Origin of the sequence: Streptomyces sp. NPDC053513 (assembly GCF_044544765.1) — a bacterium.
GTDB classification, from domain to species: domain Bacteria; phylum Actinomycetota; class Actinomycetes; order Streptomycetales; family Streptomycetaceae; genus Streptomyces; species Streptomyces litmocidini.
This window is the reverse complement of sequence record NZ_JBITXP010000002.1, coordinates 23,269-45,557: the sequence shown is the minus strand read 5'-3', so window position 1 is coordinate 45,557 and position 22,289 is coordinate 23,269. Positions and strand designations below refer to the sequence as shown.

Annotated in this window: 18 protein-coding genes, 5 tRNA genes and 1 riboswitch; of the genes, 18 read left to right on the top strand and 5 right to left on the bottom strand. The window is 72.8% G+C overall.

Features of this window, described 5'->3' with window-relative positions; all coding sequences use genetic code 11:
* Window positions 1–108: 108 nt before the first annotated feature.
* Entirely contained in the window at window positions 109–4,077 is a 3,969-nt protein-coding gene (gene hrpA, locus ACIGW4_RS03355; protein ID WP_399578221.1) for an ATP-dependent RNA helicase HrpA, read from the bottom strand.
* A 112-nt stretch (window positions 4,078–4,189) separates the two neighbouring features.
* On the opposite strand from hrpA, the gene ACIGW4_RS03350 reads away from it, so the two are divergent.
* From ACIGW4_RS03350 to ACIGW4_RS03340, 3 genes are read left to right on the top strand one after another with little or no spacing between them, the layout of a single operon-like run.
* Complete coding sequence (locus ACIGW4_RS03350; protein ID WP_398707832.1) at window positions 4,190–4,534, top strand: hypothetical protein; 345 nt, start codon at window positions 4,190–4,192, stop codon at window positions 4,532–4,534.
* Window positions 4,535–4,587: 53 nt separating this feature from the next.
* Entirely contained in the window at window positions 4,588–5,337 is a 750-nt protein-coding gene (locus tag ACIGW4_RS03345) for a DsbA family protein (protein WP_399578218.1), read from the top strand.
* Window positions 5,334–6,167 carry a cytochrome c biogenesis CcdA family protein gene (locus ACIGW4_RS03340; protein ID WP_399578215.1) on the top strand — a complete coding sequence of 278 codons (834 nt, stop codon included), beginning with the start codon at window positions 5,334–5,336 and terminating at the stop codon, window positions 6,165–6,167. Before ACIGW4_RS03345 ends, ACIGW4_RS03340 begins: the two co-directional genes overlap by 4 nt.
* A 138-nt stretch (window positions 6,168–6,305) precedes the next feature.
* Here the strand turns inward: ACIGW4_RS03340 and ACIGW4_RS03335 are convergent.
* From ACIGW4_RS03335 to ACIGW4_RS03325, 3 genes are all read right to left on the bottom strand, one after another.
* A tRNA-Phe gene (locus ACIGW4_RS03335) sits at window positions 6,306–6,379 on the bottom strand.
* Between the two features lie 22 nt (window positions 6,380–6,401).
* Window positions 6,402–6,475: transfer RNA gene (locus tag ACIGW4_RS03330), tRNA-Asp, on the bottom strand.
* A gap of 39 nt (window positions 6,476–6,514) precedes the next feature.
* Window positions 6,515–6,587, bottom strand: a tRNA-Glu gene (locus tag ACIGW4_RS03325).
* Window positions 6,588–6,691: 104 nt separating this feature from the next.
* Between ACIGW4_RS03325 and ACIGW4_RS03320 the strand changes: the two genes are divergently transcribed.
* The 8 genes from ACIGW4_RS03320 to ACIGW4_RS03285 all read left to right on the top strand — a co-directional run bounded on the left by ACIGW4_RS03320 (window position 6,692) and on the right by ACIGW4_RS03285 (window position 14,968).
* Window positions 6,692–7,042, top strand: a complete 351-nt coding sequence (locus ACIGW4_RS03320; protein WP_185094583.1) for a metallopeptidase family protein — start codon at window positions 6,692–6,694, stop codon at window positions 7,040–7,042.
* 267 nt (window positions 7,043–7,309) lie between these two features.
* Window positions 7,310–7,999: a hypothetical protein gene (locus ACIGW4_RS03315; RefSeq protein ID WP_398707825.1), complete on the top strand. Its 690-nt coding sequence runs from the start codon at window positions 7,310–7,312 to the stop codon at window positions 7,997–7,999.
* Window positions 8,000–8,196: 197 nt separating this feature from the next.
* Entirely contained in the window at window positions 8,197–10,425 is a 2,229-nt protein-coding gene (locus tag ACIGW4_RS03310; protein ID WP_399578212.1) for a DEAD/DEAH box helicase, read from the top strand.
* A 178-nt stretch (window positions 10,426–10,603) separates the two neighbouring features.
* Window positions 10,604–10,676 (top strand) — tRNA-Lys (locus ACIGW4_RS03305).
* Window positions 10,677–10,770: 94 nt separating this feature from the next.
* Entirely contained in the window at window positions 10,771–11,115 is a 345-nt protein-coding gene (locus ACIGW4_RS03300; protein ID WP_399578209.1) for an ankyrin repeat domain-containing protein, read from the top strand.
* A 124-nt stretch (window positions 11,116–11,239) separates the two neighbouring features.
* Window positions 11,240–12,631 (top strand): Mucin-2, encoded by a 1,392-nt coding sequence (locus tag ACIGW4_RS03295; protein ID WP_399578207.1) that lies wholly within the window; start codon window positions 11,240–11,242, stop codon window positions 12,629–12,631.
* A 347-nt stretch (window positions 12,632–12,978) separates the two neighbouring features.
* Window positions 12,979–14,352 (top strand): diacylglycerol/lipid kinase family protein, encoded by a 1,374-nt coding sequence (locus tag ACIGW4_RS03290; RefSeq protein ID WP_399578205.1) that lies wholly within the window; start codon window positions 12,979–12,981, stop codon window positions 14,350–14,352.
* Window positions 14,353–14,386: 34 nt separating this feature from the next.
* The gene (locus ACIGW4_RS03285; RefSeq protein ID WP_123453875.1) at window positions 14,387–14,968 is read left to right on the top strand and encodes a phosphatase PAP2 family protein; all 582 of its coding nucleotides are present in this window, start codon (window positions 14,387–14,389) and stop codon (window positions 14,966–14,968) included.
* Between the two features lie 158 nt (window positions 14,969–15,126).
* Here the strand turns inward: ACIGW4_RS03285 and ACIGW4_RS03280 are convergent, their stop codons facing one another.
* Complete coding sequence (locus ACIGW4_RS03280) at window positions 15,127–16,083, bottom strand: sigma-70 family RNA polymerase sigma factor (RefSeq protein WP_123453877.1); 957 nt, start codon at window positions 16,081–16,083, stop codon at window positions 15,127–15,129.
* Between the two features lie 174 nt (window positions 16,084–16,257).
* On the opposite strand from ACIGW4_RS03280, the gene ACIGW4_RS03275 reads away from it, so the two are divergent.
* From ACIGW4_RS03275 to ACIGW4_RS03245, 7 genes are all read left to right on the top strand, one after another.
* The gene (locus ACIGW4_RS03275) at window positions 16,258–16,752 is read left to right on the top strand and encodes a rhodanese-like domain-containing protein (RefSeq protein ID WP_123457398.1); all 495 of its coding nucleotides are present in this window, start codon (window positions 16,258–16,260) and stop codon (window positions 16,750–16,752) included.
* A gap of 53 nt (window positions 16,753–16,805) precedes the next feature.
* Window positions 16,806–16,879 (top strand) — tRNA-Met (locus ACIGW4_RS03270).
* A gap of 107 nt (window positions 16,880–16,986) precedes the next feature.
* The gene (locus ACIGW4_RS03265) at window positions 16,987–17,727 is read left to right on the top strand and encodes a MerR family transcriptional regulator (protein WP_123453879.1); all 741 of its coding nucleotides are present in this window, start codon (window positions 16,987–16,989) and stop codon (window positions 17,725–17,727) included.
* Between the two features lie 183 nt (window positions 17,728–17,910).
* The gene (locus ACIGW4_RS03260) at window positions 17,911–18,288 is read left to right on the top strand and encodes a hypothetical protein (protein WP_359590954.1); all 378 of its coding nucleotides are present in this window, start codon (window positions 17,911–17,913) and stop codon (window positions 18,286–18,288) included.
* Between the two features lie 63 nt (window positions 18,289–18,351).
* Entirely contained in the window at window positions 18,352–19,374 is a 1,023-nt protein-coding gene (locus ACIGW4_RS03255) for a PLP-dependent cysteine synthase family protein (protein ID WP_359590955.1), read from the top strand.
* Window positions 19,371–20,582: an MFS transporter gene (locus ACIGW4_RS03250; protein WP_123453885.1), complete on the top strand. Its 1,212-nt coding sequence runs from the start codon at window positions 19,371–19,373 to the stop codon at window positions 20,580–20,582. The genes ACIGW4_RS03255 and ACIGW4_RS03250 overlap by 4 nt, the downstream gene beginning before the upstream one ends.
* 114 nt (window positions 20,583–20,696) lie before the next feature.
* Entirely contained in the window at window positions 20,697–21,908 is a 1,212-nt protein-coding gene (locus ACIGW4_RS03245) for a PP2C family protein-serine/threonine phosphatase (RefSeq protein WP_123453887.1), read from the top strand.
* Between the two features lie 212 nt (window positions 21,909–22,120).
* A riboswitch (cyclic di-AMP (ydaO/yuaA leader) is annotated at window positions 22,121–22,285 on the top strand.
* Window positions 22,286–22,289 lie beyond the last annotated feature (4 nt).

The window sequence follows — 22,289 nt, the reverse complement described above, 5'->3', positions numbered from 1 at the left end:
GGGCCGGTGGCGTCTCACCGGGTCTGCCACGCCCCACGGGGCTCGTCGCGCCCCATGAGGCCGGTCCCGTCCCACGGGGCCGGCCCCGCCCCAGGGACCGGCCCCGTCCTACGGTGCCGCCGCGTCGATCGCCTTCACGATCCGCTTGTCCGAGATCGGGTACGCCGTCCCCAGCGCGTGGGCGAAGTAGCTCACCCGCAGCTCCTCGATCATCCAGCGGATGTCGGTGACCTCCGACGGCACCGGCCGGCCCTTCGGGAGCTGCTCCAGGAGCCAGGCGTACTCGTCCTGCATCTCCTGGACCTTCTCCATCCGGGTGGTGTCCCGCTGGACGCCCGTCGGCATCTGCTGGAGCCGCCGGTCCACCGCCACCAGGTAGCGCATCAGGTCCGGCAGCCGCTTCAGCCCCGTACGGGTGACGAAACCGGCCGGCATCAGCCAGGCGAGCTGCGCGCGCACGTCGCTCAGGTTGTTGATCAGCGCCAGGCTGTTCGTCGACTTCAGCCGGCGTTCGCACGCCTGCCAGGCCGCCAGGATCTGCTGGACCTGCCCCACCGTCCGTACCGTCGCGTCGACGAGGTCCGCGCGGACCCTGTCGTACAGCTTCCGGAAGGACTCCTCGTCCCAGGCCGGGCCGCCGTGGTCCGCGATCAGCTTGTCGGCCGCGGCGGTGGCACAGTCGTCGAAGAGGGCCTGGATCGAGCCGTGCGGGTTCGACGACAGGGCCAGCTTCTGCTGGTTGGTCAGCTTCTCCGAGGCGAACTTCGCCGGGTTCACCGGGATGTTCAGCATGATCAGCTTCCGGGTGCCCCGCCACATCGCCTGCGCCTGCTCGGCCTCCGAGTCGAAGAGCCGCACGGCCACGGAGTCGCCCTCGTCGACCAGCGCCGGATACGCCTTCACCGGCTGGCCGCCCCGCTTGGTCTCGAAGACCTTCGTGAGCGTCCCGATCGTCCAGTCCTTCAGCCCCGAGCGTTCCAGGGAGGGCCCGGAGCCGTCCGGGCCCGCCGTGGCCGCCTGGGCGGCCTTGGAGAGCGCCTGACGGGCCTTGGGGCGCAGCTTCAGCCGCAGTGCCTCCAGGTCCTTGTCCTCCGCCAGCTTCCGGCGCCGCTCGTCGACGATCCGGAAGGTCACCTTGAGGTGCTCGGGGACCTTCGCCCAGTCGAAGTCCTCGGCCGTCACCGGGACGCCGACCATCCGCTGGAGCTCCCGGGCGAGCGCGCCCGTCAGCGGCTCCTGGACGGGGACCACGGAGTCGAGGAAGCGGGTCGCGAAGTTCGGCGCCGGGACGTAGTGGCGGCGGATCGGCTTCGGCAGGGAGCGGATCAGCTCCGTGACGACCTCCGCGCGCAGCCCCGGGATCTGCCACTCGAAGCCCTCGTCGGTGACCTGGTTGAGCACCTGGAGCGGCACGTGGACGGTCACGCCGTCCGCGTCCGCGCCCGGCTCGAACTGGTAGGTCACCCGGAACTTCAGCGCGCCCTGCCGCCACGAGTCCGGGTAGTCGTCCTTGGTGACCGCCCCCGCCTTCTCGTTGATGAGCATCTCGCGCTCGAAGTCGAGGAACTCCGGCTCCTCGCGGCGCTTGTGCTTCCACCAGGAGTCGAAGTGGGCGCCGGACACGACGTGTTCGGGGACGCGCTTGTCGTAGAAGTCGAAGAGCGTCTCGTCGTCGACGAGGATGTCCCGGCGCCGGGCCCGGTGCTCCAGCTCCTCGACCTCGGTGAGGAGCTTGCGGTTGTCCGCGAAGAACTTGTGGTGCGTGCGCCAGTCGCCCTCGACGAGCGCGTTCCGGATGAACAGGTCGCGGGAGACCTCCGGGTCGATCCGCCCGTAGTTCACCTTGCGGTCGGCGACGATCGGGACGCCGTACAGCGTCACCTTCTCGAAGGCCATCACGGCCGCCTGGTCCTTCTCCCAGTGCGGCTCGCTGTACGTCTTCTTCACCAGGTGCTGCGCGAGCGGCTCGATCCACTCGGGCTCGATCCGGGCGTTGACCCGGGCCCAGAGCCGCGAGGTCTCCACCAGCTCGGCGGACATCACGAAGCGCGGGGGCTTCTTGAAGAGCGCGGAGCCGGGGAAGATCGCGAACTTGGCGTTCCGCGCGCCCAGGTACTCGTTCCGGGTGCCCTCGCGCTTGGAGCCCTGGCTCTCCTTGCTCTCCTTCACGTCCTTCAGGCCGATGTGGGAGAGCAGACCGGCGAGCAGGGAGACGTGCACGGACTGCTCCGGCGCGTCCTCCTCGTTCAGGTGGATGCCCATCTGCTTGGCGACCGTCCGCAGCTGGGCGTAGATGTCCTGCCACTCGCGGATGCGCAGGAAGTTCAGGTACTCCTGCTTGCACATCCGGCGGAAGGAGCTGGAGCCGCGCTCCTTCTGCTGCTCGCGGACGTACCGCCACAGGTTGAGGAAGGCGAGGAAGTCGCTCGTCTCGTCCTTGAAGCGGGCGTGCAGCTGGTCGGCCTGCGCCTGCTTCTCCGCCGGCCGCTCGCGCGGGTCCTGGATGGACAGCGCCGCCGCGATCACCATGACCTCGCGGACACAGCCGTTCCTGTCGGCCTCCAGGACCATCCGGGCGAGCCGCGGGTCCACCGGCAGCTGGGACAGCTTCCGGCCCTGCTGCGTCAGCCGCTTCTTCGGGTCCTTCTCCGCCGGGTCGATCGCGCCGAGCTCCTGGAGGAGCTGCACGCCGTCCCGGATGTTCCGGTGGTCCGGCGGGTCGATGAAGGGGAACTTCTCGATGTCGCCGAGGCCGGCAGCGGTCATCTGCAGGATGACGGAGGCCAGGTTCGTACGGAGGATCTCCGCGTCCGTGAACTCCGGACGGGTGAGGAAGTCGTCCTCGGAGTAGAGGCGGATGCAGATGCCGTCCGACGTACGGCCGCAGCGGCCCTTGCGCTGGTTGGCGCTGGCCTGGCTGATCGGCTCGATCGGCAGCCGCTGCACCTTGGTCCGGTGCGAGTAGCGGGAGATGCGGGCGGTGCCCGGATCGATCACGTACTTGATGCCGGGGACGGTCAGGGAGGTCTCGGCGACGTTCGTCGCGAGGACGATCCGGCGGCCGGAGTGCGCCTGGAAGACCCGGTGCTGCTCGGCGTGCGAGAGGCGCGCGTACAGCGGCAGGATCTCGGTGTTGAAGAGTTTCTTCTTGGTCAGCGCGTCCGCGGTGTCGCGGATCTCGCGCTCGCCGGAGAGGAAGACCAGGACGTCGCCCGGCCCTTCCTTCTGGAGCTCGTCGACGGCGTCGCAGATCGCGGTGATCTGGTCCCGGTCGGACTCCTCGCTGTCCTCTTCGAGGAGCGGGCGGTAGCGGACCTCGACCGGATACGTACGGCCGGAGACCTCGACGATCGGGGCGTCGCCGAAGTGCCGGGAGAAGCGCTCCGGGTCGATCGTCGCGGAGGTGATGACGACCTTGAGGTCGGGGCGCTTCGGCAGCAGCTGGGCCAGGTAGCCGAGCAGGAAGTCGATGTTGAGGGACCGCTCGTGGGCCTCGTCGATGATGATCGTGTCGTACGCGCGCAGCTCGCGGTCCGTCTGGATCTCGGCGAGCAGGATGCCGTCCGTCATCAGCTTCACGAAGGTCGCGTCCGGGTTCACCTGGTCGGTGAAGCGGACCTTCCAGCCGACGGCCTCGCCCAGCGGCGTCCTCAGCTCCTCGGCGACGCGCTCCGCGACCGTGCGGGCGGCGATCCGGCGGGGCTGGGTGTGCCCGATCATGCCCCGGACGCCCCGGCCCAGCTCCAGGCAGATCTTCGGGATCTGGGTGGTCTTTCCGGAGCCCGTCTCACCGGCGACGATCACGACCTGGTGGTCGCGTATCGCCTCCAGGATCTCGTCCTTCTTCTGCGAGACGGGCAGCTGTTCGGGATACGTGACCGCGGGCACGCGGGCGGCACGCCCGTCGACGCGCTCCTTGGCCTTGGCCGCCTCGGCGGCGATCTCGTCCAGGACGGCCGCGCGGGCCTCGGGCTTGCGGATGCGGCGGGCGCCTTCGAGACGGCGGCCGAGCCGGTGGGAGTCCCGCAGCGAGACCTCGGCCAGGACGGACTGGAGGGCGGCGAAGGAAGTAGACATACGGGATCCAGGATCGCACCTGCGGACGAGAAGCGGCGAACCCATTTACGAGGGGGGCCGGGCGGCGGTGCGTAGTATTTCGGGCATCTGGCCCGGACCGGAGAGGTTTCGCATGTCCCGCACCACCCGCGCGGCGGCGCTCGCCGCGCTCCTGGGGCTGGTGCTCTCCTTCCTGGTCTGCGGCGCCCCCGCGAGTCCGTCGCCGGGGGACGCGCCGGTCGTGGCCGGCGCCGCCGTGCCGGGCTGCGACCCCGGTCACCCCGGTGACGAAGGGGCCGCGGGCCCCGGCGTGCCACCGCGTGCACACGGCTTCGCCGAGCTGCTGCCGGCCCTGGCCACCGACCGGGTGCCGCCCGCGGTCCGGCGGCCGGACACGGCCGGCCCGGTCGCACGGCAGGGCCGGGAGCCACCCGCGCGCGTGCGGACCCCCGTGGAGCTCTCCGTCCTGAGGGTGTAGGCGGACGGCCGTCCCCCGCCGTCCTTCCCTCCCGCCTTCAGGAGCGCTTCCGCATGTCCAGGTCCAAGTCCAAGCCCATCGCGATCGTCTCCGGGGTCGCGGTCGTCGCCGTGCTGGCCGGCGTCGCCTCGTACACGGCCACCAGGCCCCCGTCCCCCGGCTCCTCCGGCCCCTCGTCCGTCGCCGAGGTCTCCGCCGACCCCTCCGCCGGCGTCTACGCCGAGCTGGAGGGGTACGCCCGCCGCGACGCCTCCGACAAACTGGCCCTCGGCCGCGTCGACGCGCCCGTCGTGCTCATCGAGTACGCCGACTTCAAGTGCGGGTACTGCGGGAAGTTCGCCCGCGACACCGAGCCCGTCCTGGTGAAGAAGTACGTGGAGAAGGGGGTCCTGCGCATCGAGTGGCGGAACTTCCCGATCTTCGGCGAGGAGTCGGAGGCCGCCGCCCGCGCCTCCTGGGCGGCCGGGCAGCAGGGCAGGTTCTGGGAGTTCCACAAGGCCGCCTATGCCGAGGGAGCCAAGGAGAAGGGGTTCGGCGAGGAGCGCCTCGCCGCCCTCGCGAAGGAGGCCGGCGTGCCCGACCTCGCCCGGTTCCGTCAGGACCGCCTCGGCGCGGTGTCCCGTGAGGCCGTCAGCGTCGACCGGGGACAGGGGTACGACCTCGGCGTCTCCTCCACCCCGTCGTTCCTGATCAACGGCCGGCCGATCGCGGGCGCCCAGCCCCTGGAGGCCTTCACGGAGGCGATCGAGGCGGCGGCGAAGGCCGCGCCTTCGAAGGGCGCGTCTTCGAAGGGCGCGCGGTGACCTCCGGCATCGGCTACTTCGCCGCCTTCCTCGGCGGCCTCCTCGCCCTGCTCAGCCCGTGCAGCGCCCTGCTCCTGCCCGCCTTCTTCGCGTACTCGATCGACACGCGCGCGAAGCTGGTGGCCAGGACCGGGATCCTCTACGCGGGCCTGGCGACCACCCTCGTCCCGCTCGGCGCGGCCGGCTCCCTCGCCGGCCGGTTCTTCTACGGCCACCGGGAGCTGCTCGTCACCGCCGGCGGCTGGCTGATCATCGGCCTCGGCGTCCTCCAGGTCCTCGGCCTCGGCTTCGCCTCCCGCCGGATCGCCGAGGCGAGCGGCCGGATCCGGCCCACGTCGGCGCTCTCCGTCTACGCCCTCGGCCTGGTCTACGGCCTCGCGGGCTTCTGCGCGGGCCCGATCCTGGGCAGCGTCCTGACGGTGGCGGCGCTGAGCGGCAGCCCGGTGTACGGCGGACTGCTCCTGGCCGTGTACGCGCTCGGCATGGCCGTCCCGCTGTTCGTCCTGGCGCTGCTCTGGGAGCGGTACGAGCTGGGCCGGCGGCGCTGGCTGCGCGGCCGGCCGCTCCGTGCCGGCCGCTTCGAGGTCCACTCCACCTCGCTGCTCTCGGGCCTCTTCTTCATCGCCCTCGGCACCCTCTTCCTGGTCTTCGACGGGACGACCGGGCTGCCGGGCCTGCTCTCGGTGGACGAGTCCTTCGCGGTGGAGGAGCGGGTCGCCGCGCTGGGCCGCTCGGTGCCGGACTGGGCGCTGCTCGCCGGGGTCGTGGCGGTGGTGGCGGCAGGGCTCGCGGTGCGGGGCCGCAGGGCGCGGCGGCACGAGGAGGTCTGAGCCGTACGGGGGAGGGGGCCGGGCCCTTCCCCCGTACGGTCGCACTCGCCGGGAGCGATTCCCCGGGGAATCGCTCCCGGGGAACGACTCCTCAGGAACGAAGAAGGCCCCGTTCTTTCGAACGGGGCCTTCCTTCTGTGGCTGGGGCCGGGGTCGAACCGGCGACCTATCGCTTTTCAGGCGATCGCTCGTACCAACTGAGCTACCCAGCCACGAGGCCGTTTCCGACCTCAGCGATCCTGACGGGACTTGAACCCGCGACCTCCACCTTGACAGGGTGGCGAGCTAACCAACTGCTCCACAGGACCTTGCTTCGTGCGATCACTAGTCTCGCACACGGTAATGCGTGCCCCCAACGGGATTCGAACCCGTGCTACCGCCTTGAAAGGGCGGCGTCCTGGGCCACTAGACGATGAGGGCTAGAGGCTCACCTGCGCACTTCTCAGTGCGTCGGGGACGTGAGAAGCATATGGGATGCCGGCCGCTATCGCCAAAACGGTTCCCGAGCGGGGGAGAATGGGCCCGTGCTGGAGATGACGCGCGAGGAGTTCGAGGAGCTCGTCGCCGAGGCCCTGGACCGGATTCCGCCGGAGCTGACACGGCTCATGGACAACGTCGCCGTGTTCGTGGAGGACGAGCCCTCCCCGGACGACCCCGAGCTGCTCGGGCTCTACGAGGGGACGCCGCTGACCGAGCGCGGCGAGTGGTACGCCGGGGTGCTGCCCGACCGGATCACGATCTACCGGGGGCCGACGCTGCGGATGTGCGAGTCGCGCGAGGACGTGGTCGAGGAGACCGAGATCACCGTCGTGCACGAGATCGCCCACCACTTCGGCATCGACGACGACCGGCTGCACGCGCTCGGCTACGGCTGAGCGGGGCGGGCCCGGGCGTCGGCGCGGGCCGCGACCAAAGCGCGTGGCTCCGGCCGGATCGGGGGCGCGGGCCGCGACCGGATCGGAGGCGTGGCCGGATCGGGTGCCGTGGGGCCCGGCCGGATCGGACGGCGTGGGGCGTGGCCGGATCGCGTGGCTTCGGCCGGATCGGGAGGGTGCGCGGGGGCCGTGTCCCTTGTGGTGCCCGGGGAGTTGGGCAGTGCGACGCGTTCCGTTCCTGCCTGTTGTGTCCTGGAGGTGCCCCCCGTGCGCCATTTGCCCACCCCGGTGAGATGGGCCGCCACCGCGCTGGCCGTCGCGGCCTGTGCCGGTCTGAGCGGCTGTATGAGTGTGAGTGACGAGGAGGCGAAGCCGGCGCCCGGCGCGTCCGGGGGGAAGCACGGTGCGGCGGTCGGGACCGACGACGGCGGCGGTGCCCGGGGCGGGGACGGCGGGCCCTGGAACGGCAGGCCGGAGAGGGGCGGCCCGGCCCCGGCCGGCGCGGGCAAGGAGTCCCCGGTCCCGAGCGGCTCGCCGTCGGGCACGGCGAAGCCCTCGCCGGGCGCGGTGCTGCCGGTGGAGGGCCCCGGCGGACCCGGAGGGCCCTCGAAGCCGCAGCCGGCCGCCGGTGGCCACGAGGCCACGGGCGGCGGCGGGAGCGGTGGCGGAGGGAACGGCGGCGGGAGCGGTGGCGGGGGGAACGGCGGCAGCGGCGGAGGCGCAGGGGGCCAGGACGGCGGCGGGTCCACGCCCACGCCCGAGCCGACCCCGCCGGACCCCGAGCCGACGCCGGAGCCGACCTCCGAACCGACGCCCGAGCCGACGCCGGAACCGACCTCCAACCCCACCGATCCGCCGAGCTCCGGCACCGACACCCAGATGGGCGCGATGCGGGCGGCGGACGGGCCGGGGGCACCCCCGGAGCCGACGGCATCCCCGCAGGTCGGGCCGGTGTGACGTAGTCCGATTTGCCACAGGTGGGGGAGGGTGCGTATGGTGGTAGATCGTTTGATCCCATTGCCCGGCGCCGACACAGAAGAGCGCCGTGTGGCGCGTACTCTCCCTAGCCGTGGCTGACCGCATTGAGGCGGTCGTTTGCGAAATCACGGAGTTGACGGGCGCGTGCCGAGACTCCGGAAGGTTTCGCATTTCGCATGTCCATTTTCAGTTCTGACCACGCCGTCATGCCCGAGAACGACGAGATCGTCGAGGCCGTAGAGGCCACCGAGACCGTCGCCGTCGAGGCCGACGACACCGCCGAGACGGTCGTCGAGGAGACCGTCTCCGACGAGCCCACCATCACCTTCGGCGACCTCGGTCTCCCCGAGGGCGTCGTGCGCAAGCTCGCGCAGAACGGCGTCACCACCCCCTTCCCGATCCAGGCGGCGACCATCCCGGACGCCCTGGCCGGCAAGGACATCCTCGGCCGCGGCCGCACCGGCTCCGGCAAGACCCTCTCCTTCGGTCTGCCGCTGCTCGCCACCCTGGCGGACGGCCACACCGAGAAGAAGAAGCCCCGCGGCGTCATCCTCACCCCGACCCGTGAGCTCGCGATGCAGGTCGCGGACGCCCTCCAGCCCTACGGCGACGTGCTCGGCCTCAAGATGAAGGTCGTCTGCGGCGGTACGTCCATGGGCAACCAGATCTACGCCCTGGAGCGCGGCGTCGACATCCTCGTCGCCACCCCGGGCCGCCTCCGCGACATCATCAACCGCGGCGCCTGCTCCCTGGAGCAGGTCCAGGTCGCCGTCCTCGACGAGGCCGACCAGATGGCCGACCTGGGCTTCCTGCCCGAGGTCACCGAGCTGCTCGACCAGGTCCCCGAGGGCGGCCAGCGTCTCCTCTTCTCCGCCACCCTGGAGAACGAGATCGACACCCTCGTCAAGCGCTACCTGGTGAACCCGGTCACGCACGAGGTCGACCCGTCCGCCGGTGCCGTCACGACGATGACCCACCACGTCCTCGTCGTGAAGCCGAAGGACAAGGCCCCGGTCACCGCCGCCATCGCCGCGCGCAAGGGCCGCACGATCATCTTCGTCCGCACCCAGCTGGGCGCGGACCGCATCGCCGAGCAGCTGCGCGAGGCCGGTGTGAAGGCCGACGCCCTGCACGGCGGCATGACCCAGGGCGCCCGTACGCGCACCCTGGCCGACTTCAAGGACGGCTACGTCAACGCGCTCGTCGCGACCGACGTCGCCGCCCGAGGCATCCACGTCGACGGCATCGACCTGGTCCTGAACGTGGACCCGGCCGGCGACCACAAGGACTACCTGCACCGCTCGGGCCGCACCGCCCGTGCCGGCCGCTCCGGCGTCGTGGTCTCCCTGGCCCTGCCGCACCAGCGCCGCCAGATCTTCCGCCTGATGGAGGACGCGGGCGTCGACGCCTCGCGCCACATCGTCGGCGGTGCCGGCGCCTTCGACCCGGAGGTCGCCGAGATCACCGGCGCCCGTTCGCTGACCGAGGTCCAGGCCGACTCCGCGAACAACTCGGCCAAGCAGGCCGAGCGCGAGGTCGTCGACCTGACCAAGCAGCTGGAGCGCCTCCAGCGCCGCGCCGTCGAGCTCCGCGAGGAGGCCGACCGTCTGGTCGCCCGTGCCGCCCGCGAGCGCGGCGAGGACCCGGAGGCCGCCGTCGCCGAGGTGACCGAGGCCGCCGAGGCCGAGGTCGCGGCCGCCGTCGTCGAGGCCGAGCGCGCCGCGAAGGCCGAGGAGCGCCGCGAGGAGCGTTCGACGTTCCGCGACGAGCGGGGCAACTTCGAGCGCCGTGACCGCGGTGACCGCGGTGGCTTCAACCGTGAGGACCGTGGCGGCTTCCGTCGCGACGACCGTCCGTCGGGCGGCTTCAACCGCGACGACCGCGGCGGCCGTTCCTTCGAGCGTCGTGACAACGACCGTCCGTCCGGCGGCTTCCGCCGCGACGAGCGTCCCTCCGGTGGCTTCCGTCGTGACGACCGCCCGTCGGGTGGCTTCAACCGTGAGGACCGTGGCGGCTTCCGTCGCGACGACCGTCCGTCCGGCGGCTTCCGCCGCGACGACCGTCCCTCCGGTGGCTTCCGTCGTGACGACCGCCCGTCGGGTGGCTTCAACCGCGACGACCGCGGCGGCCGTTCCTTCGAGCGTCGTGACAACGACCGTCCGTCCGGCGGCTTCCGCCGCGACGACCGCCCGTCGGGTGGCTTCAACCGCGACGACCGCGGCGGCCACCGTGGCAGCGACCGTCCGTTCAACCGCGACCGTCGTGACGACCGCCCCGCCGGCGGCTTCCGCTCGGGCGGCGACCGCCCGTACGGCCGTCGTGACGACCACCGCGGCAGCACCGGCTCGACCGGCGGCTCCTTCGGCCGCCGCGACGACAAGCCGCGCTGGAAGCGCAACGGCTGACACAGCCCGCCCCTTTGAGACAGGGCCCGTACGAGCACCCCGGTGCCTGTACGGGCCCTGTCCCGTACGAGCACCGCGCCCCTCGCCCTTCCCGCCACGCCCGCGCCACGGCCGGTGTCGGATACCCGATCGGTTCCCGGCCCCTCTCGGGCTATGCTGCTCGGGTGTGCTTGTCCACGGGCCGTTAGCTCAATTGGCAGAGCAGTGGACTTTTAATCCATTGGTTGTGGGTTCGAGTCCCACACGGCCTACGCGAGGCAGGCGAGGGGATCCCCTCTGACCTGCTACGGAGCGCCCCTCCCGGTTTCGACCGGGCGGGGCGCTCCGTCGTTCGGGGGATCGTGCGTGAGCGGACGGTCCGGGCAGGAGATCGAACCCTGGACGCCCGCCCGTCAGGCGGTCGAGTCGAGCGGTCACGCGACGCTCACGCGCCTCCTGGACGGGGGAGCCGACGTGAACGAGGTCTGCTCCGGCATGACTTTGCTGACGCACGCCATCGCACTGGAAGGGGACTCGGCTCTTCAGCCAGGGCAGCCGATCGACAGTGCTCTCACCGCGATCGTCCTTGCCCACGGTGCCGACCCCACCGCCACCCCCGACGGCGGAAGCAGTGCTTACGAGATGGCCCGGTTCTACGACCACGACAGGGCGATCCGGCTGCTGGACCGGTTCACCGCTCGGCACGGCTGAATCGTCCGGCACCCGGGCGACGCGGACCCGGCCGGGCGGTCGGTGCCGCTCGGCGTTTCCTGACGGGCGTCCGGGAGATCATGGCTGCGGACCAACCGGGGGAAGACGCAGGGGCAGGGGAATCATGGTCGCGTTTTACGCATCCGCTCTGGATGGAGTCGCCCGCAATCCGGCGCTGCCGACGCCGTTGCTGTTGCGCCTGCTCGCCTTCGACGAGGGCGGCGGCCATCCGCCCCGTGACGCCGTCCAGCGGGCCGGACTCCCCGAGCCGGCCGTCGGGGTGATCCTGGCCCACCCGGATCCGGGCGTCCGGATCGACTTCGCCATGAGCGCCAGGGCGGAGCCCGCACAGCGGGCCCGGCTCGCGGACGACCCCTCCCCCAAGGTGCGGGCCGCTCTCGCATACGGCCCCGAGCGCCTTCCGCGTACGACGGTCGAGCCGCTGCCGGACGCCGTGTGCGCCCGCCTGCTCGACGACCCGGATCCTTCCGTCCGCGCGGCCCTGCTGAACTCGCCCCATCTGGCGCCGTCGTTCGTGGCCTCGATGGCCGCTCACCACGATCCGGAGGCACGCCGGTGCGCGGTGCGCGCATGGGAGATCCTGCCGCCGGGCGAGCAGGCGGCGCTGCTGGCCGACCCCGATGCCGAGGTGCGGCGGGCCGCCGCACTTCGGGAGTGCCGGCGGGACGCACGAGTGACCGCCGAACTCCTCCGCGATCCCGAGTCCGCCGCCGAGGCGCAACGCTGCGGGCTCCTCGTCCGCGCCGACGCCGAGCGGTGCGTCGCAGAGCGGACGCACCCGGCGGCCCTCGCCGAGAACCCGTCGCTGCCCGCCGACCTCGTGGAGCGGCTCGCCGTGGACCCCGACGAGGCCGTACGGCTCGCGGTCTCCCTCAGGCCCGAGCTGGACGAGACGCGGCGCATGGCGATCGACTTCACGGCCGGGGACTTCGACAGGGGAGACGGCGTGCGGTGGGTACGGGACGGGCTCGCCGACCCCGAGGTGCTGCGTCGGGCCGCGACCTCCGCCCACCCGCTGCTCCAGCGCGCCGCCGCCAGGAGTCCGCACCTGCCGCCTGACCTTCTGCGCCTCCTCGCACGCGTCGAGGACCCGGTGTTGGAGAACCTCCTGGGCATTTACCACCCCGACACCCCGGAGGAGGTCCTGATGCGTGTGTTCGCGCGGCTCGGCGGGACGTTCTCCGCCTGGATGGCGGAGACGCATCCCCGCTTTCCCCGCGAGGGTCTCGCCGCGCGCTACGCGGACCACCCGGACGGGAACTACCGCCGGCTGGCCGTCCGGGACCCCGCGGCCACGCCGGAGCTGATCGAACGGCTCAGCCACGATCCCGCGGTCTGGACGCGTCAGGCGGCGGCCGGTGACCCGCGCCTCCCACTCCACCGGCTCCGCGAGGCCCTCCACGTCCCCGAACTGGCTTCCAGCGCGGGCGCCAACCCGGCGCTCCCCGAGGCCGAGATGGCCGCCGTCCTGGAACGGGCCGGCGTTCCCGCCTGACCTCTGAACCGAGCCTCTCCCCGGTGTCGGCCCGATGTTCCGTCGAGCCGGGCACCCTACGGTGTCCGTTCCCTGCTCGATCGGTCTCACGGGCCGTTACCGCGTCCTCTGTGCATCCGAAGTCGCTGCCGAGAGACTTCGAGTCCCACACGGCCTGCCGAACGGCGGGGGTGGGCGGCGCCGGTCCGTGGAGGGGCGGCTGCCGGGGAGCTGTCGTCCCTCTGAGAACCTTCCACCGGGTTCCTGCCGTCCTGTCTTCCCGGAGGCTTTCCTCCGAACGGGGTCGTCCCGGGGGCGGGCGGGGGGAAGGTGGGGAAGCGTGGACGCGGAGTGCGGAGGTGGGGTCGGTGACGGCGAGCGGTTCCGGTGATCCGGCGGGGGAGGCCCAGCGGCTGGCCCGCTGGGCGCTGATCGCCATGGCGGTCGCGGGCTCGGCCCTGCTGGCCGCGCTCGGCAGCGGGCCGCTGGTCCTGTTGAGCGGGCTCGTGGGGCTCGTCGCGTCGGCCGTCGGCGTCTGGTGGTTCCTCGCGCACCGCGGGCCGCTGCGGCTGCTCGGCGGGGCGCTCGCGGTGGCCGCGCCCCTCGTGACCCTCTACCTGTACGTCGTCGGGGGCGTCTGGGTGAACGCCCTCGTGGCCCTGGGGTCGTGGGGCGTGGCGCTGTCCTGCGCCCGGTCCGCCCTGCGCCGGCCGGAGGACGAGCGGAACGCGCTGATGCGGGGCGCGGCCGTTCCCCCGCCCCGCCGGCCCGTCCTGATCATGAACCCGAAGTCCGGCGGCGGGAAGGTCGAGCGGTTCCGGCTCGTCGAGCGGGCGGAGGCGCTCGGGGCCCGGGTGGTCCTGCTCGACCCGTCCGCCCCGGCCGACGTCGCCGGCCTCGCCCGCAAGGCCGTGGCGGAGGGCGCCGATCTGCTCGGGGTGGCCGGCGGCGACGGCACGCAGGCCCTGGTGGCCGAGGTCGCCGCCGAGCACGACCTGCCGTTCCTGGTGATCTCGGCCGGCACCCGCAACCACTTCGCCCTGGACCTGGGCCTCGACCGCACCGACCCGTCGCGGTGCCTCGACGCGCTGACCGACGGCGAGGAGCTCCGGGTCGACCTCGGCGACGTCGCCGGCCGCCCCTTCGTGAACACGGTCTCCTTCGGGGTGTACGCGGACGTGGTCCAGCACCCGGAGTACCGCGACGACAAGGCCGGCACCGCGATCGACGTCCTGCCCGATCTGCTCCAGGGCGGTGAGGGCGACCGGCTCGACGCGCTCGCCGACTCCACCCCGCTCACCGGGCAGCAGGCGCTCCTCGTCAGCAACAACCCGTACGCGGCGCCCGATCCGTTCGGCACGGTCGCCGCCCGCCGGACGCGTCTCGACGGCGGCGAGCTCGGGGTGATCGGCGTCCGGGTGGACGGGGCCGCCCAGGCGGCGGAACTGGCGGTCCTGGGCACCCAGGCCACCGGCCTGAACGTCCTGACGGCCCGTAGGGTGGAGGTCGGGGGCGGCCCCGGCGCGGGCGCCGTCATCTCCGTCGCCGTGGACGGCGAGGCGCTGACCCTGCCCACGCCCGTGGTCTGCACCCTGCGTCCGCGCGCCCTGCGGGTCCTCGTGCCCCGTGACCGGCCGGGGTCGCCGGTGCCACCGCCGCGCCTGGACTGGCGGCGCCTGACCCGGCTGGCCTTCCCCGAGGAGCCGGGCCGGAGCGGCCCGTGGGGCTCCCGCACGCCTTGAACTCCCGTACCACCGAACCCTCTAGGAGCGGAGCATGACGGACGACACGACGACCGGGACCTTCCGGGCGGTCCTGCACGACATCCGGGCCGTCGACGGTGCCGTGTACGCCGCGGTGGCCGCCACCTCCACGCCCACGCTCGACACCGCGCTCCGCCGGCTCTCCACGGCGGCGAACCACTCCAAGATCTCCTTCTCCGTCGCGGCGGCCCTCGCGCTGGTGCCGGGCCGGCCGCGGCGCGCCGCGCTCGCCGGGGTCGGGGCGATCGCGGTGGCCTCGGCCTCGGCGAACCTGCTGGGCAAGCGGCTGGTCCGCAGGCCGCGGCCGGACCGGGAGGCGGCCCGGGTGGTGGTGGGCCGTCACGTCCCGATGCCCACCTCGGCGTCGTTCCCCTCCGGGCACACCGCGTCGGCGGTCGCCTTCGCCACCGCCGTGGGGTCGGTGCTGCCGCCCCTGTCGCTGCCCCTCGCGGCCCTGGCGTGGACCGTGGGCTACTCCCGGGTCCACACCGGGGTGCACTACCCCGGCGACGTCGCGGCGGGCGGCCTCCTCGGCATCGCGAGCGCGGGCGTCTCCCTGGCGGCCGGGAGCTGGTGGGCCGCCAGGAAGAGGTGACCGGGCGTCAGGCGCCAGCGCCAGGAGCGGTGGCGCCTGACGGTGCCGGTGGCGCCTGACGGTGTGGTCGGTGCCGGTGGTGCCGGTGGTGCCGGTGGTGCCGGTGGTGCCGGTGGTGCCGACGGTGCCGACGGTGCGGGCAGGGCCGGCGAGGCCGGTCAGTACGTCGCGCGGGCCAGTTCCTCCTCCGTGAAGCCCAGCGTGGCCACCCGCTCCGGGTCCGCCAGGATGTGCAGCTCGACGATCCGGTCCTCGACGATCGTGAACGTCATGAGCGAGCCCGGGCGCCCCTCGACGACCGACAGGACCGCGGGCTGGCCGTTGGCCACCACCTGCAGCACCCCCGTACGGAACTTCGCGTACGTGAGGGCCTGCGCGATGACGGCCTCGGCGCCCCGGACGACCCGGGAGACGGCCGCGAGAGTCCTGCCGCCGTCCGCGCGCAGCACCACGTCCGGGTCGAGGACGGCGAGCAGCCCCTCGAAGTCGCCGCCGTGCGCCGCGGCGAGGAAGGCGTCGGCGATCTCCCGCTGGCGCCGGGCGTCCGGGCCGGGGGCCGGGGTGGCGTCCTGGACCCGGCGGCGGGCGCGGCTGGCGAGCTGGCGGGTCGCCGCCGGGGTGCGGTCCACGATCTTCGCGATCTCGTCGAAGGAGACGGCGAACATGTCGTGCAGCACGAACGCGAGCCGCTCCGCCGGCCCCAGGGTGTCCAGGACGACGAGGAGCGCGAGCCCGACGGATTCGGTGAGCTCGGCCGCGTGCTCCGGGTCGGTGGTGTCGGCGACCCGGACGACCGGGTCGGGGACGTAGTACTCCAGCGGGTCCTCGCGGCGCGAGCCGCGCGAGCGCAGCATGTCCAGGCAGACGCGGCCGACGACGGTGGTCAGCCAGCCGCTGAGGTTCTCCACCCCGCTGACGTCGCTGCGGCTGAGCTTGAACCAGGCCTCCTGGACGGCGTCCTCGGCCTCGCTGAGCGAGCCCAGCATGCGGTAGGCCACCGCCCGCAGATGGCCGCGGTCGGCGTCGAAGCGCCGGGCCAGGAATTCCTTGTCGGATCCCCGGCCGACTGCCGTTTCGTGGTCCACTCGTCGATCTCCCCGTTCGCGTCCCGTCATGCCGTCATGACGGATGGAATGCTGCGGATGTGACAGCGGGGACAGGGCTTCCGGATTTCGGTACGTGAGATCCCCGCCGTCTCCCGGCGAACGCCCGGGATTTCCCGGTCGATGCCCCCGATCGCCGTGAATCCCCACTTCAGCACGGTGATCTTCATCCGTAGATTGATCACCATGACGACGACGACGCCGCAGGTCAACCCCGTACTCCGCACCCCGCCGGCCTCTCCCGCCGCGGCGGCCGCCTACTTCTCCGCCAGCCTCGCCTTCCACGCCGACGTCTCCGACGTGGCCTCCGCGCTCGCCACCGCCGCCGCCGAGGGCACCGACCCGGGCTTCGTGGTGATCGACTCCCGGTCCACCGCCTCCTGGGACCAGGGTCACGTCCCCGGCGCGGTCCACCTGCCGACCGCGCTCATCCCCGAGCAGGCCGAGCAGCTGCTCGACAAGTCCGTGCCGGTCGTCACGTACTGCTGGGGTCCCGGCTGCAACGGCGCCACGCGCGCCGCGCTGGCCCTCGCCGAGCTGGGCTTCCAGGTGAAGGAGATGCTCGGCGGCTTCGAGTACTGGGTGCGCGAGGGCTTCGCGTACGAGACGTGGGAGGGGCCCGCGGAGAAGGCCGCCGACCCGCTGACGGCGCCGGTCGACTCCGATGACTGCGGGTGCTGAGGAAAACCGATTTCGTGATCGCCCCGTCCATGCCGTAGAGTCGTGTTCACCGACGCGGGGTGGAGCAGCTCGGTAGCTCGCTGGGCTCATAACCCAGAGGTCGCAGGTTCAAATCCTGTCCCCGCTACTCAGTAGCAACGAAGGCCCGGATCCAGTCACTGGATCCGGGCCTTCGTCGTGTCCGGTTCTTCTCCGCTTGACCTTGACGCAACGTCAAGATCTAGCGTTCTCGGCATGGAGTGGTCGATCCAGGAGATCGCCAAGAAGGCCGGCACCACCAGCCGCACCCTCCGGCACTACGGAGAGCGCGGGCTGCTGGAGCCGAGCCGGATCGGCGCGAACGGTTACCGGTACTACGACCAGGCGGGACTCGTGCGCCTGCAGCGGATCCTGCTGCTGCGCGAGCTGGGGCTCTCCCTGCCCGCCATCGCCGAGGTCCTCGCCGGGCAGCGGGACACCTCCGCCGCCCTGCGCACCCATCTCGCCCTCCTGGAGCAGGAGCGCGAGCGCATCGGACGCCAGATCGCGTCGGTGCGGACCACTCTGCGGAAGACCGAGGAAGGAGAGGAACTCATGGCTGAGGAAGTGTTCGACGGTTTCGACCACACGGTGTACGAGGAGGAGGTCACCGAGCGCTGGGGCCGCGACGCGTACGAGAAGGGCGACCGCTGGTGGCGCTCGCTCGGCGACGAGCGGAAGAAGGCGTTCATGGAGGAGCAGGCCGGCATCGCCCGCGACTTCGGACGGGCGGCCCGGGACGGCCTGGCCGCCGACAGCGACGAGGTGCAGGCGATCGCGCGGCGCCAGGTCGCGTGGCTGTCGACGACCACGACGCCGAGCAAGGAGTACGTGATCGGCCTCGGGCAGATGTACGTCGACGATCCGCGCTTCACGGCGAACTACGACAAGCACGGAGAGGGCACCGCGGTCCTCGTCCGGGACGCGATGAAGGTGTACGCGGAGCGGAACCTCTGACGGACCCGTCCGAGCAGGACGGAGCTGCCTTGAGCAGGACGGAGCTGCCTTGAGCGGGGCGGACCCGTCGGAGCAGGACGGAGCTGTCCTGAGCAGGACGGGCCTGTCTGAAGTAAACGGTGGCCAAAACCGTGCCTGCCTCTTTGGAGGCAGCCCCCACCCCACCGTAATCTCGCGCGCACCATGAGTGACGAGCGTGTGAGCGATGCGATCCGGCGGGCGCCCGCCGTGCTCGTCCTGCTCGCGCTCCTCGCCCTCCTCGTGAGCGTCTGCCACGGCTCCCACGGGCACGTGCTGCCGACCTCCGGCACCGCGACCGTCTCCGCCCCCGCGCTCCCGCACGGCTGCGAGCGGTCCGGGGAGGCCTGGACCTTCGACGCCCACCTCCCCGCGCAGGCCCCCGCCTCCCCGCTCGCCGCGCCCGACGCCGGCGGGGCCGCGGTCCCGTACCACGCGGCGGACCTGCGCACCGATCCCCGCGCGCGCTGCGTCCGGTACCGGGCCGGCCCCGGCCCCGAGCCGGGCCGGCTGCTCGTCGCCCTCGGAGTGGACCGGAACTGAGCCGGGTCCCGCACTCGCGTGACCAGGTTCCCTTCCGCGTACCCACCCCGAGGACACCTCCCCATGACCGCACCCCTGACGCTTCCCGTCGACGGACAGACCGTCGGCAACACCCCCGTCCTGTGGACGGACGACGGCTACTGGGCCAAGCTCGAAGGCTTCAACTTCGGCGGCATCAAGGACCGCGCCGCCCTCTACATGGTCGAGCAGGCCCGCCGCCGCGGGGACCTGCGGCCCGGCGCCCCGATCGTCGAGTCGACCTCCGGGACCCTCGGTCTCGGCCTCGCCCTCGCGGGCGTGCTCCACGGCCACCCCGTGCACGTCGTCACCGACCCCGGGCTCGAACCGATCGTCGAGCGGATGCTCGTCGCCCACGGCGCCCGGGTCCACGTCGTCCCCGAGCCCAGCCCGCGCGGCGGCTGGCAGCAGGCCCGGATGGACCGGGTCGCCGAACTGCTCGGGAGCCTCGACGGGGCCTGGTGGCCCGACCAGTACGGGAACCCCGACAACCCCGCCGCGTACGCGGGGCTCGCCGCCGAGCTGTCCGCGCAGCTCGACCGGATCGACGTCCTCGTCTGCGCGGTCGGCACCGGCGGCCACTCCGCCGGGATCTCCCGGGCCCTGCGCGCCGGCTCCAGCCCGGCCCTGGAGCTGGTCGGGGTGGACTCCGTGAACTCCACCGTCTTCGGCCTTCCGGCCGGGGAGCGGCTGATGCGCGGCCTCGGCTCCTCCATCCACCCCGGGAACGTCGACCACGCGGCCTTCGACGAGATCCACTGGGTCGGCCCGGCGGAGGCGGTCCGCGCGGCCCGCCGACTGGCCTCGCGGCAGTTCGCCACCGGTGGCTGGAGCGTGGGCGCGGTCGCGCTGGTCGCCGGCTGGCTGGCCCGCACGCGGCCGCGCGGGACCCGGATCGCGGCGGTCTTCCCGGACGGGCCGCAGCGGTACTTCGACACCGTCTTCAACGACGAGTTCTGCGCGGCGCACGGGCTGCTCGACGGTCCCGTACGGGAGGACCCCGCCGCGTACGTCTCCGACGACACGGTCACCGGCTGGACCCGCCGGGTCCTGGAGCGTGTCCGGTGACGACGACGGCGACCACGCCCGCGAAGGCCAGGGGCGGCATCTGGCGGCAGACCCGCACCTTCGAGCCGGCCGTGCGGCTCCTCTTCCTCAACCAGCTCACCATCAACCTCGGCTTCTACATGCTCATGCCGTACCTGGCCGCGCACCTCGCGGACGGGCTCGGCATGGCCGCCTGGGCCGTCGGTCTCGTCCTCGGCGCCCGGAACCTCTCCCAGCAGGGCATGTTCCTCGTCGGCGGGGCGCTCGCCGACCGGCTCGGCTTCAAGCCGCTCATCGTGGCCGGCTGCGCGCTGCGGACGGTCGGCTTCGGAGCGCTCGCCTTCGCGCAGTCGCTGCCGACGCTGATCGCCGCCTCGCTCGCGACGGGCCTCGCGGGGGCGCTGTTCAACCCCGCCGTGCGGGCCTGTCTGGCGGCGGAGGCGGGGGAGGAGCGCCGGGTGGAGGCCTTCGCGCTGTTCAACGCGTACTACCAGGCGGGCATCCTGCTCGGGCCGCTCGTCGGGGTGGCCCTGACGGGGGTGTCGTTCCGGCTGACGTGCGTGGTCGCGGCGGTGCTGTTCGCCGGCCTGACCCTCGTACAGCTCCGGCATCTGCCCGTACGGGTCTCCGAAGCGCCCAGGGAACGACGGGGGCAGTTCCGCACGGTGCTCTCCCACCGCACCTTCTGGCTCTTCTCGCTCGCCATGACCGGCTCGTACGTGCTGTCCTTCCAGGTCTATCTGGCGCTGCCGCTCGCGGCGGGCGGCACGGGCGTGACGACCGCGCTGTTCGTGGTCTCGGCGCTCGTCGCGCTCGCAGGGCAGCTGCGGATCACGGCCTGGACCCGGCGCCGGCTCAGCCGGGAGCGGTGTCTCGTCCTCGGGCTCGCGCTGATGGGCGGGGCCTTCCTCGTCCCGGCCGTCCTGGGTCGGGGGCCGGTGGGTCTGCTGCTGTGCGCGGCGGTTCTGGCCGTCGCGAACGCGGTGCTCTACCCGTACGAGATGGACACGCTCGTCGCCCTGTCCCGGGGACGCTGGGTGGCCACCCACTACGGGCTCTACAACACGGTGTGCGGGATCGGGATCACCCTCGGGAACCTGGGGACCGGCGCGCTCCTCGACGTCACCGGCTGGTCGGCGGCGCCGTGGCTCGCGCTGTGCGCGGTGGGCCTGGGGTGCGCGGCGGCGACGGCGCTCCTCGCCCGGGGCGGGCGGCTCGCGGCCGGCTGACCCCGTACGCCACTCGGCCCCGTGGGGGTCGCCGCCGCGGGCGGCGGCGGCCACTCTGGGAGGGCGCGGTGCGGACGGACCGCGGCCGGGGTCGGACCGGGCAGGAGAGCACAGGTGGGGAACCCCCTAGGAGCGGCGGGCGGAGGACGGCGGGGCGGCGGGGACCGTCCCGAGTACGGCGGTGCCCGGCGGTTCATCCGGGCGCTGCCCCCGCTGGTCATCGTGGGTGGGGTCGCCTTCGACCTGGCGACCCCGCCCGCGTACACGGCGTCGCCGCTCTTCTCCGCCGCCCCGCTGATCGCCGCGCCCTTCTTCTCGATGCTGACCACCCTCCTCACCGGGATCGGCGCCGTCCTCGCCTCCGTGGGGCTGCACCTCTACAACGGCACCGCCGACGAGGTCCCCGCCCTCACCGAGACCCTGACCGTGCTCACCGTCTCCGTGCTCGCCCTCCTCATCAACCGGGTCGTGCGCCGCAGCGGCGAGCGGCTCGCCTCGGCACGGGTCATCGCCGAGACCGCGCAGAAGGCGGTGCTGCCGACGCCCGCCGAGCGGATCGGCGGGCTGCAGTGCGCGGCGCGGTACGAGGCGGCGCAGGCCGACGCGTTCATCGGCGGCGACCTGTTCGCCGTCCAGGACACCCCGCACGGGGTGCGGCTCGTGGTCGGGGACGTCCGGGGCAAGGGGCTGGACGCGGTCGAGGCCGTCGCCGTCGTCATCGGGGCCTTCCGGGAGGCGGCCGAGCAGGAGCGGACCCTGGAGGGCGTGGCACAGCGCCTGGAACGGGCCCTGGCCCGGGAGGGCACCCGCCGGCACGGTCTCGACGCCTTCGAGGGGTTCACCACGGCCGTCCTGGCCGAGATCCCGCGCACCGACGGGAGCGGGACCTTCGGCGGTTTCGTACGGGTCGTCAACCGGGGGCACCCGCCGCCGCTGATGCTGCACGCCGACGGGCGGCTGGAGTCGCTGGAGCCGGGCGAGGCGGCGCTGCCGCTCGGCATGGGCGACCTGGCGGCGTGGCCGGACCGGGCGGAGGCGCGGCCGTTCCCGCCGGGCGCGACGCTGCTCTTCTACACGGACGGCCTCTCGGAGGCGCGGAACGCGCACGGCGTCTTCTACGATCCGGCGGCGCGGCTCGCCGGGCGGATCTTCCCGGGGCCCGAGGAACTGCTCGACGCGCTCGTGGACGACGTACGGCTCCACACGGGCGGCGGGTCGACGGACGACATGGCGCTGCTCGCGGTGAGCCGCCCGGCGACGGGGCAGCCCGAACGGCGCCGGACGATGCCGGTGGTGCCGCCGGGCGGGCCCGGTCACCGGGCGTAGTCGAGGGGTGTCACTGAGATAACAATTGACATAACGTCAGGTCGCGAGGGTTTCGCCCCGCCCCCCTTATGCCTCTCTGAAGGGGGGTCAACTCGGGCGATACACCATCAATTCAATGAATGATCAAGGGGAACGGCTTGGAATCGGGACCCCCTGTCTATTAACGTTCGATAACGCAGCGCGGTCGTCCCAGCCGTCGCAAGAGGCGGCACCGTGCGCACGCGCCGAATCCTGAAAAGGAACCGGGGAACCACCACTTGGGGTGAATCGGGCCCCTTCGCACCCGTGCGAACCACGCACGCGCGCGGTCGAGCCCGTAGGAGACCTTCCTGCTCCGAACCCGTCAGCTAACCCGGTAGGCGAGAAGGAAGGAAAGGAGCG

Bases quoted from the DNA above. Each gene is read 5' to 3' on its own strand.
- hrpA (WP_399578221.1), bottom strand. From the start codon at position 4,077: ATGTCTACTTCCTTCGCCGCCCTCCAGTCCGTCCTGGCCGAGGTCTCG.
- ACIGW4_RS03350 (WP_398707832.1), top strand. From the start codon at position 4,190: ATGTCCCGCACCACCCGCGCGGCGGCGCTCGCCGCGCTCCTGGGGCTG.
- ACIGW4_RS03345 (WP_399578218.1), top strand. From the start codon at position 4,588: ATGTCCAGGTCCAAGTCCAAGCCCATCGCGATCGTCTCCGGGGTCGCG.
- ACIGW4_RS03310 (WP_399578212.1), top strand. From the start codon at position 8,197: ATGTCCATTTTCAGTTCTGACCACGCCGTCATGCCCGAGAACGACGAG.
- ACIGW4_RS03295 (WP_399578207.1), top strand. From the start codon at position 11,240: ATGGTCGCGTTTTACGCATCCGCTCTGGATGGAGTCGCCCGCAATCCG.
- ACIGW4_RS03285 (WP_123453875.1), top strand. From the start codon at position 14,387: ATGACGGACGACACGACGACCGGGACCTTCCGGGCGGTCCTGCACGAC.
- ACIGW4_RS03280 (WP_123453877.1), bottom strand. From the start codon at position 16,083: ATGACGGGACGCGAACGGGGAGATCGACGAGTGGACCACGAAACGGCA.
- ACIGW4_RS03275 (WP_123457398.1), top strand. From the start codon at position 16,258: ATGACGACGACGACGCCGCAGGTCAACCCCGTACTCCGCACCCCGCCG.
- ACIGW4_RS03265 (WP_123453879.1), top strand. From the start codon at position 16,987: ATGGAGTGGTCGATCCAGGAGATCGCCAAGAAGGCCGGCACCACCAGC.
- ACIGW4_RS03260 (WP_359590954.1), top strand. From the start codon at position 17,911: ATGAGTGACGAGCGTGTGAGCGATGCGATCCGGCGGGCGCCCGCCGTG.
- ACIGW4_RS03255 (WP_359590955.1), top strand. From the start codon at position 18,352: ATGACCGCACCCCTGACGCTTCCCGTCGACGGACAGACCGTCGGCAAC.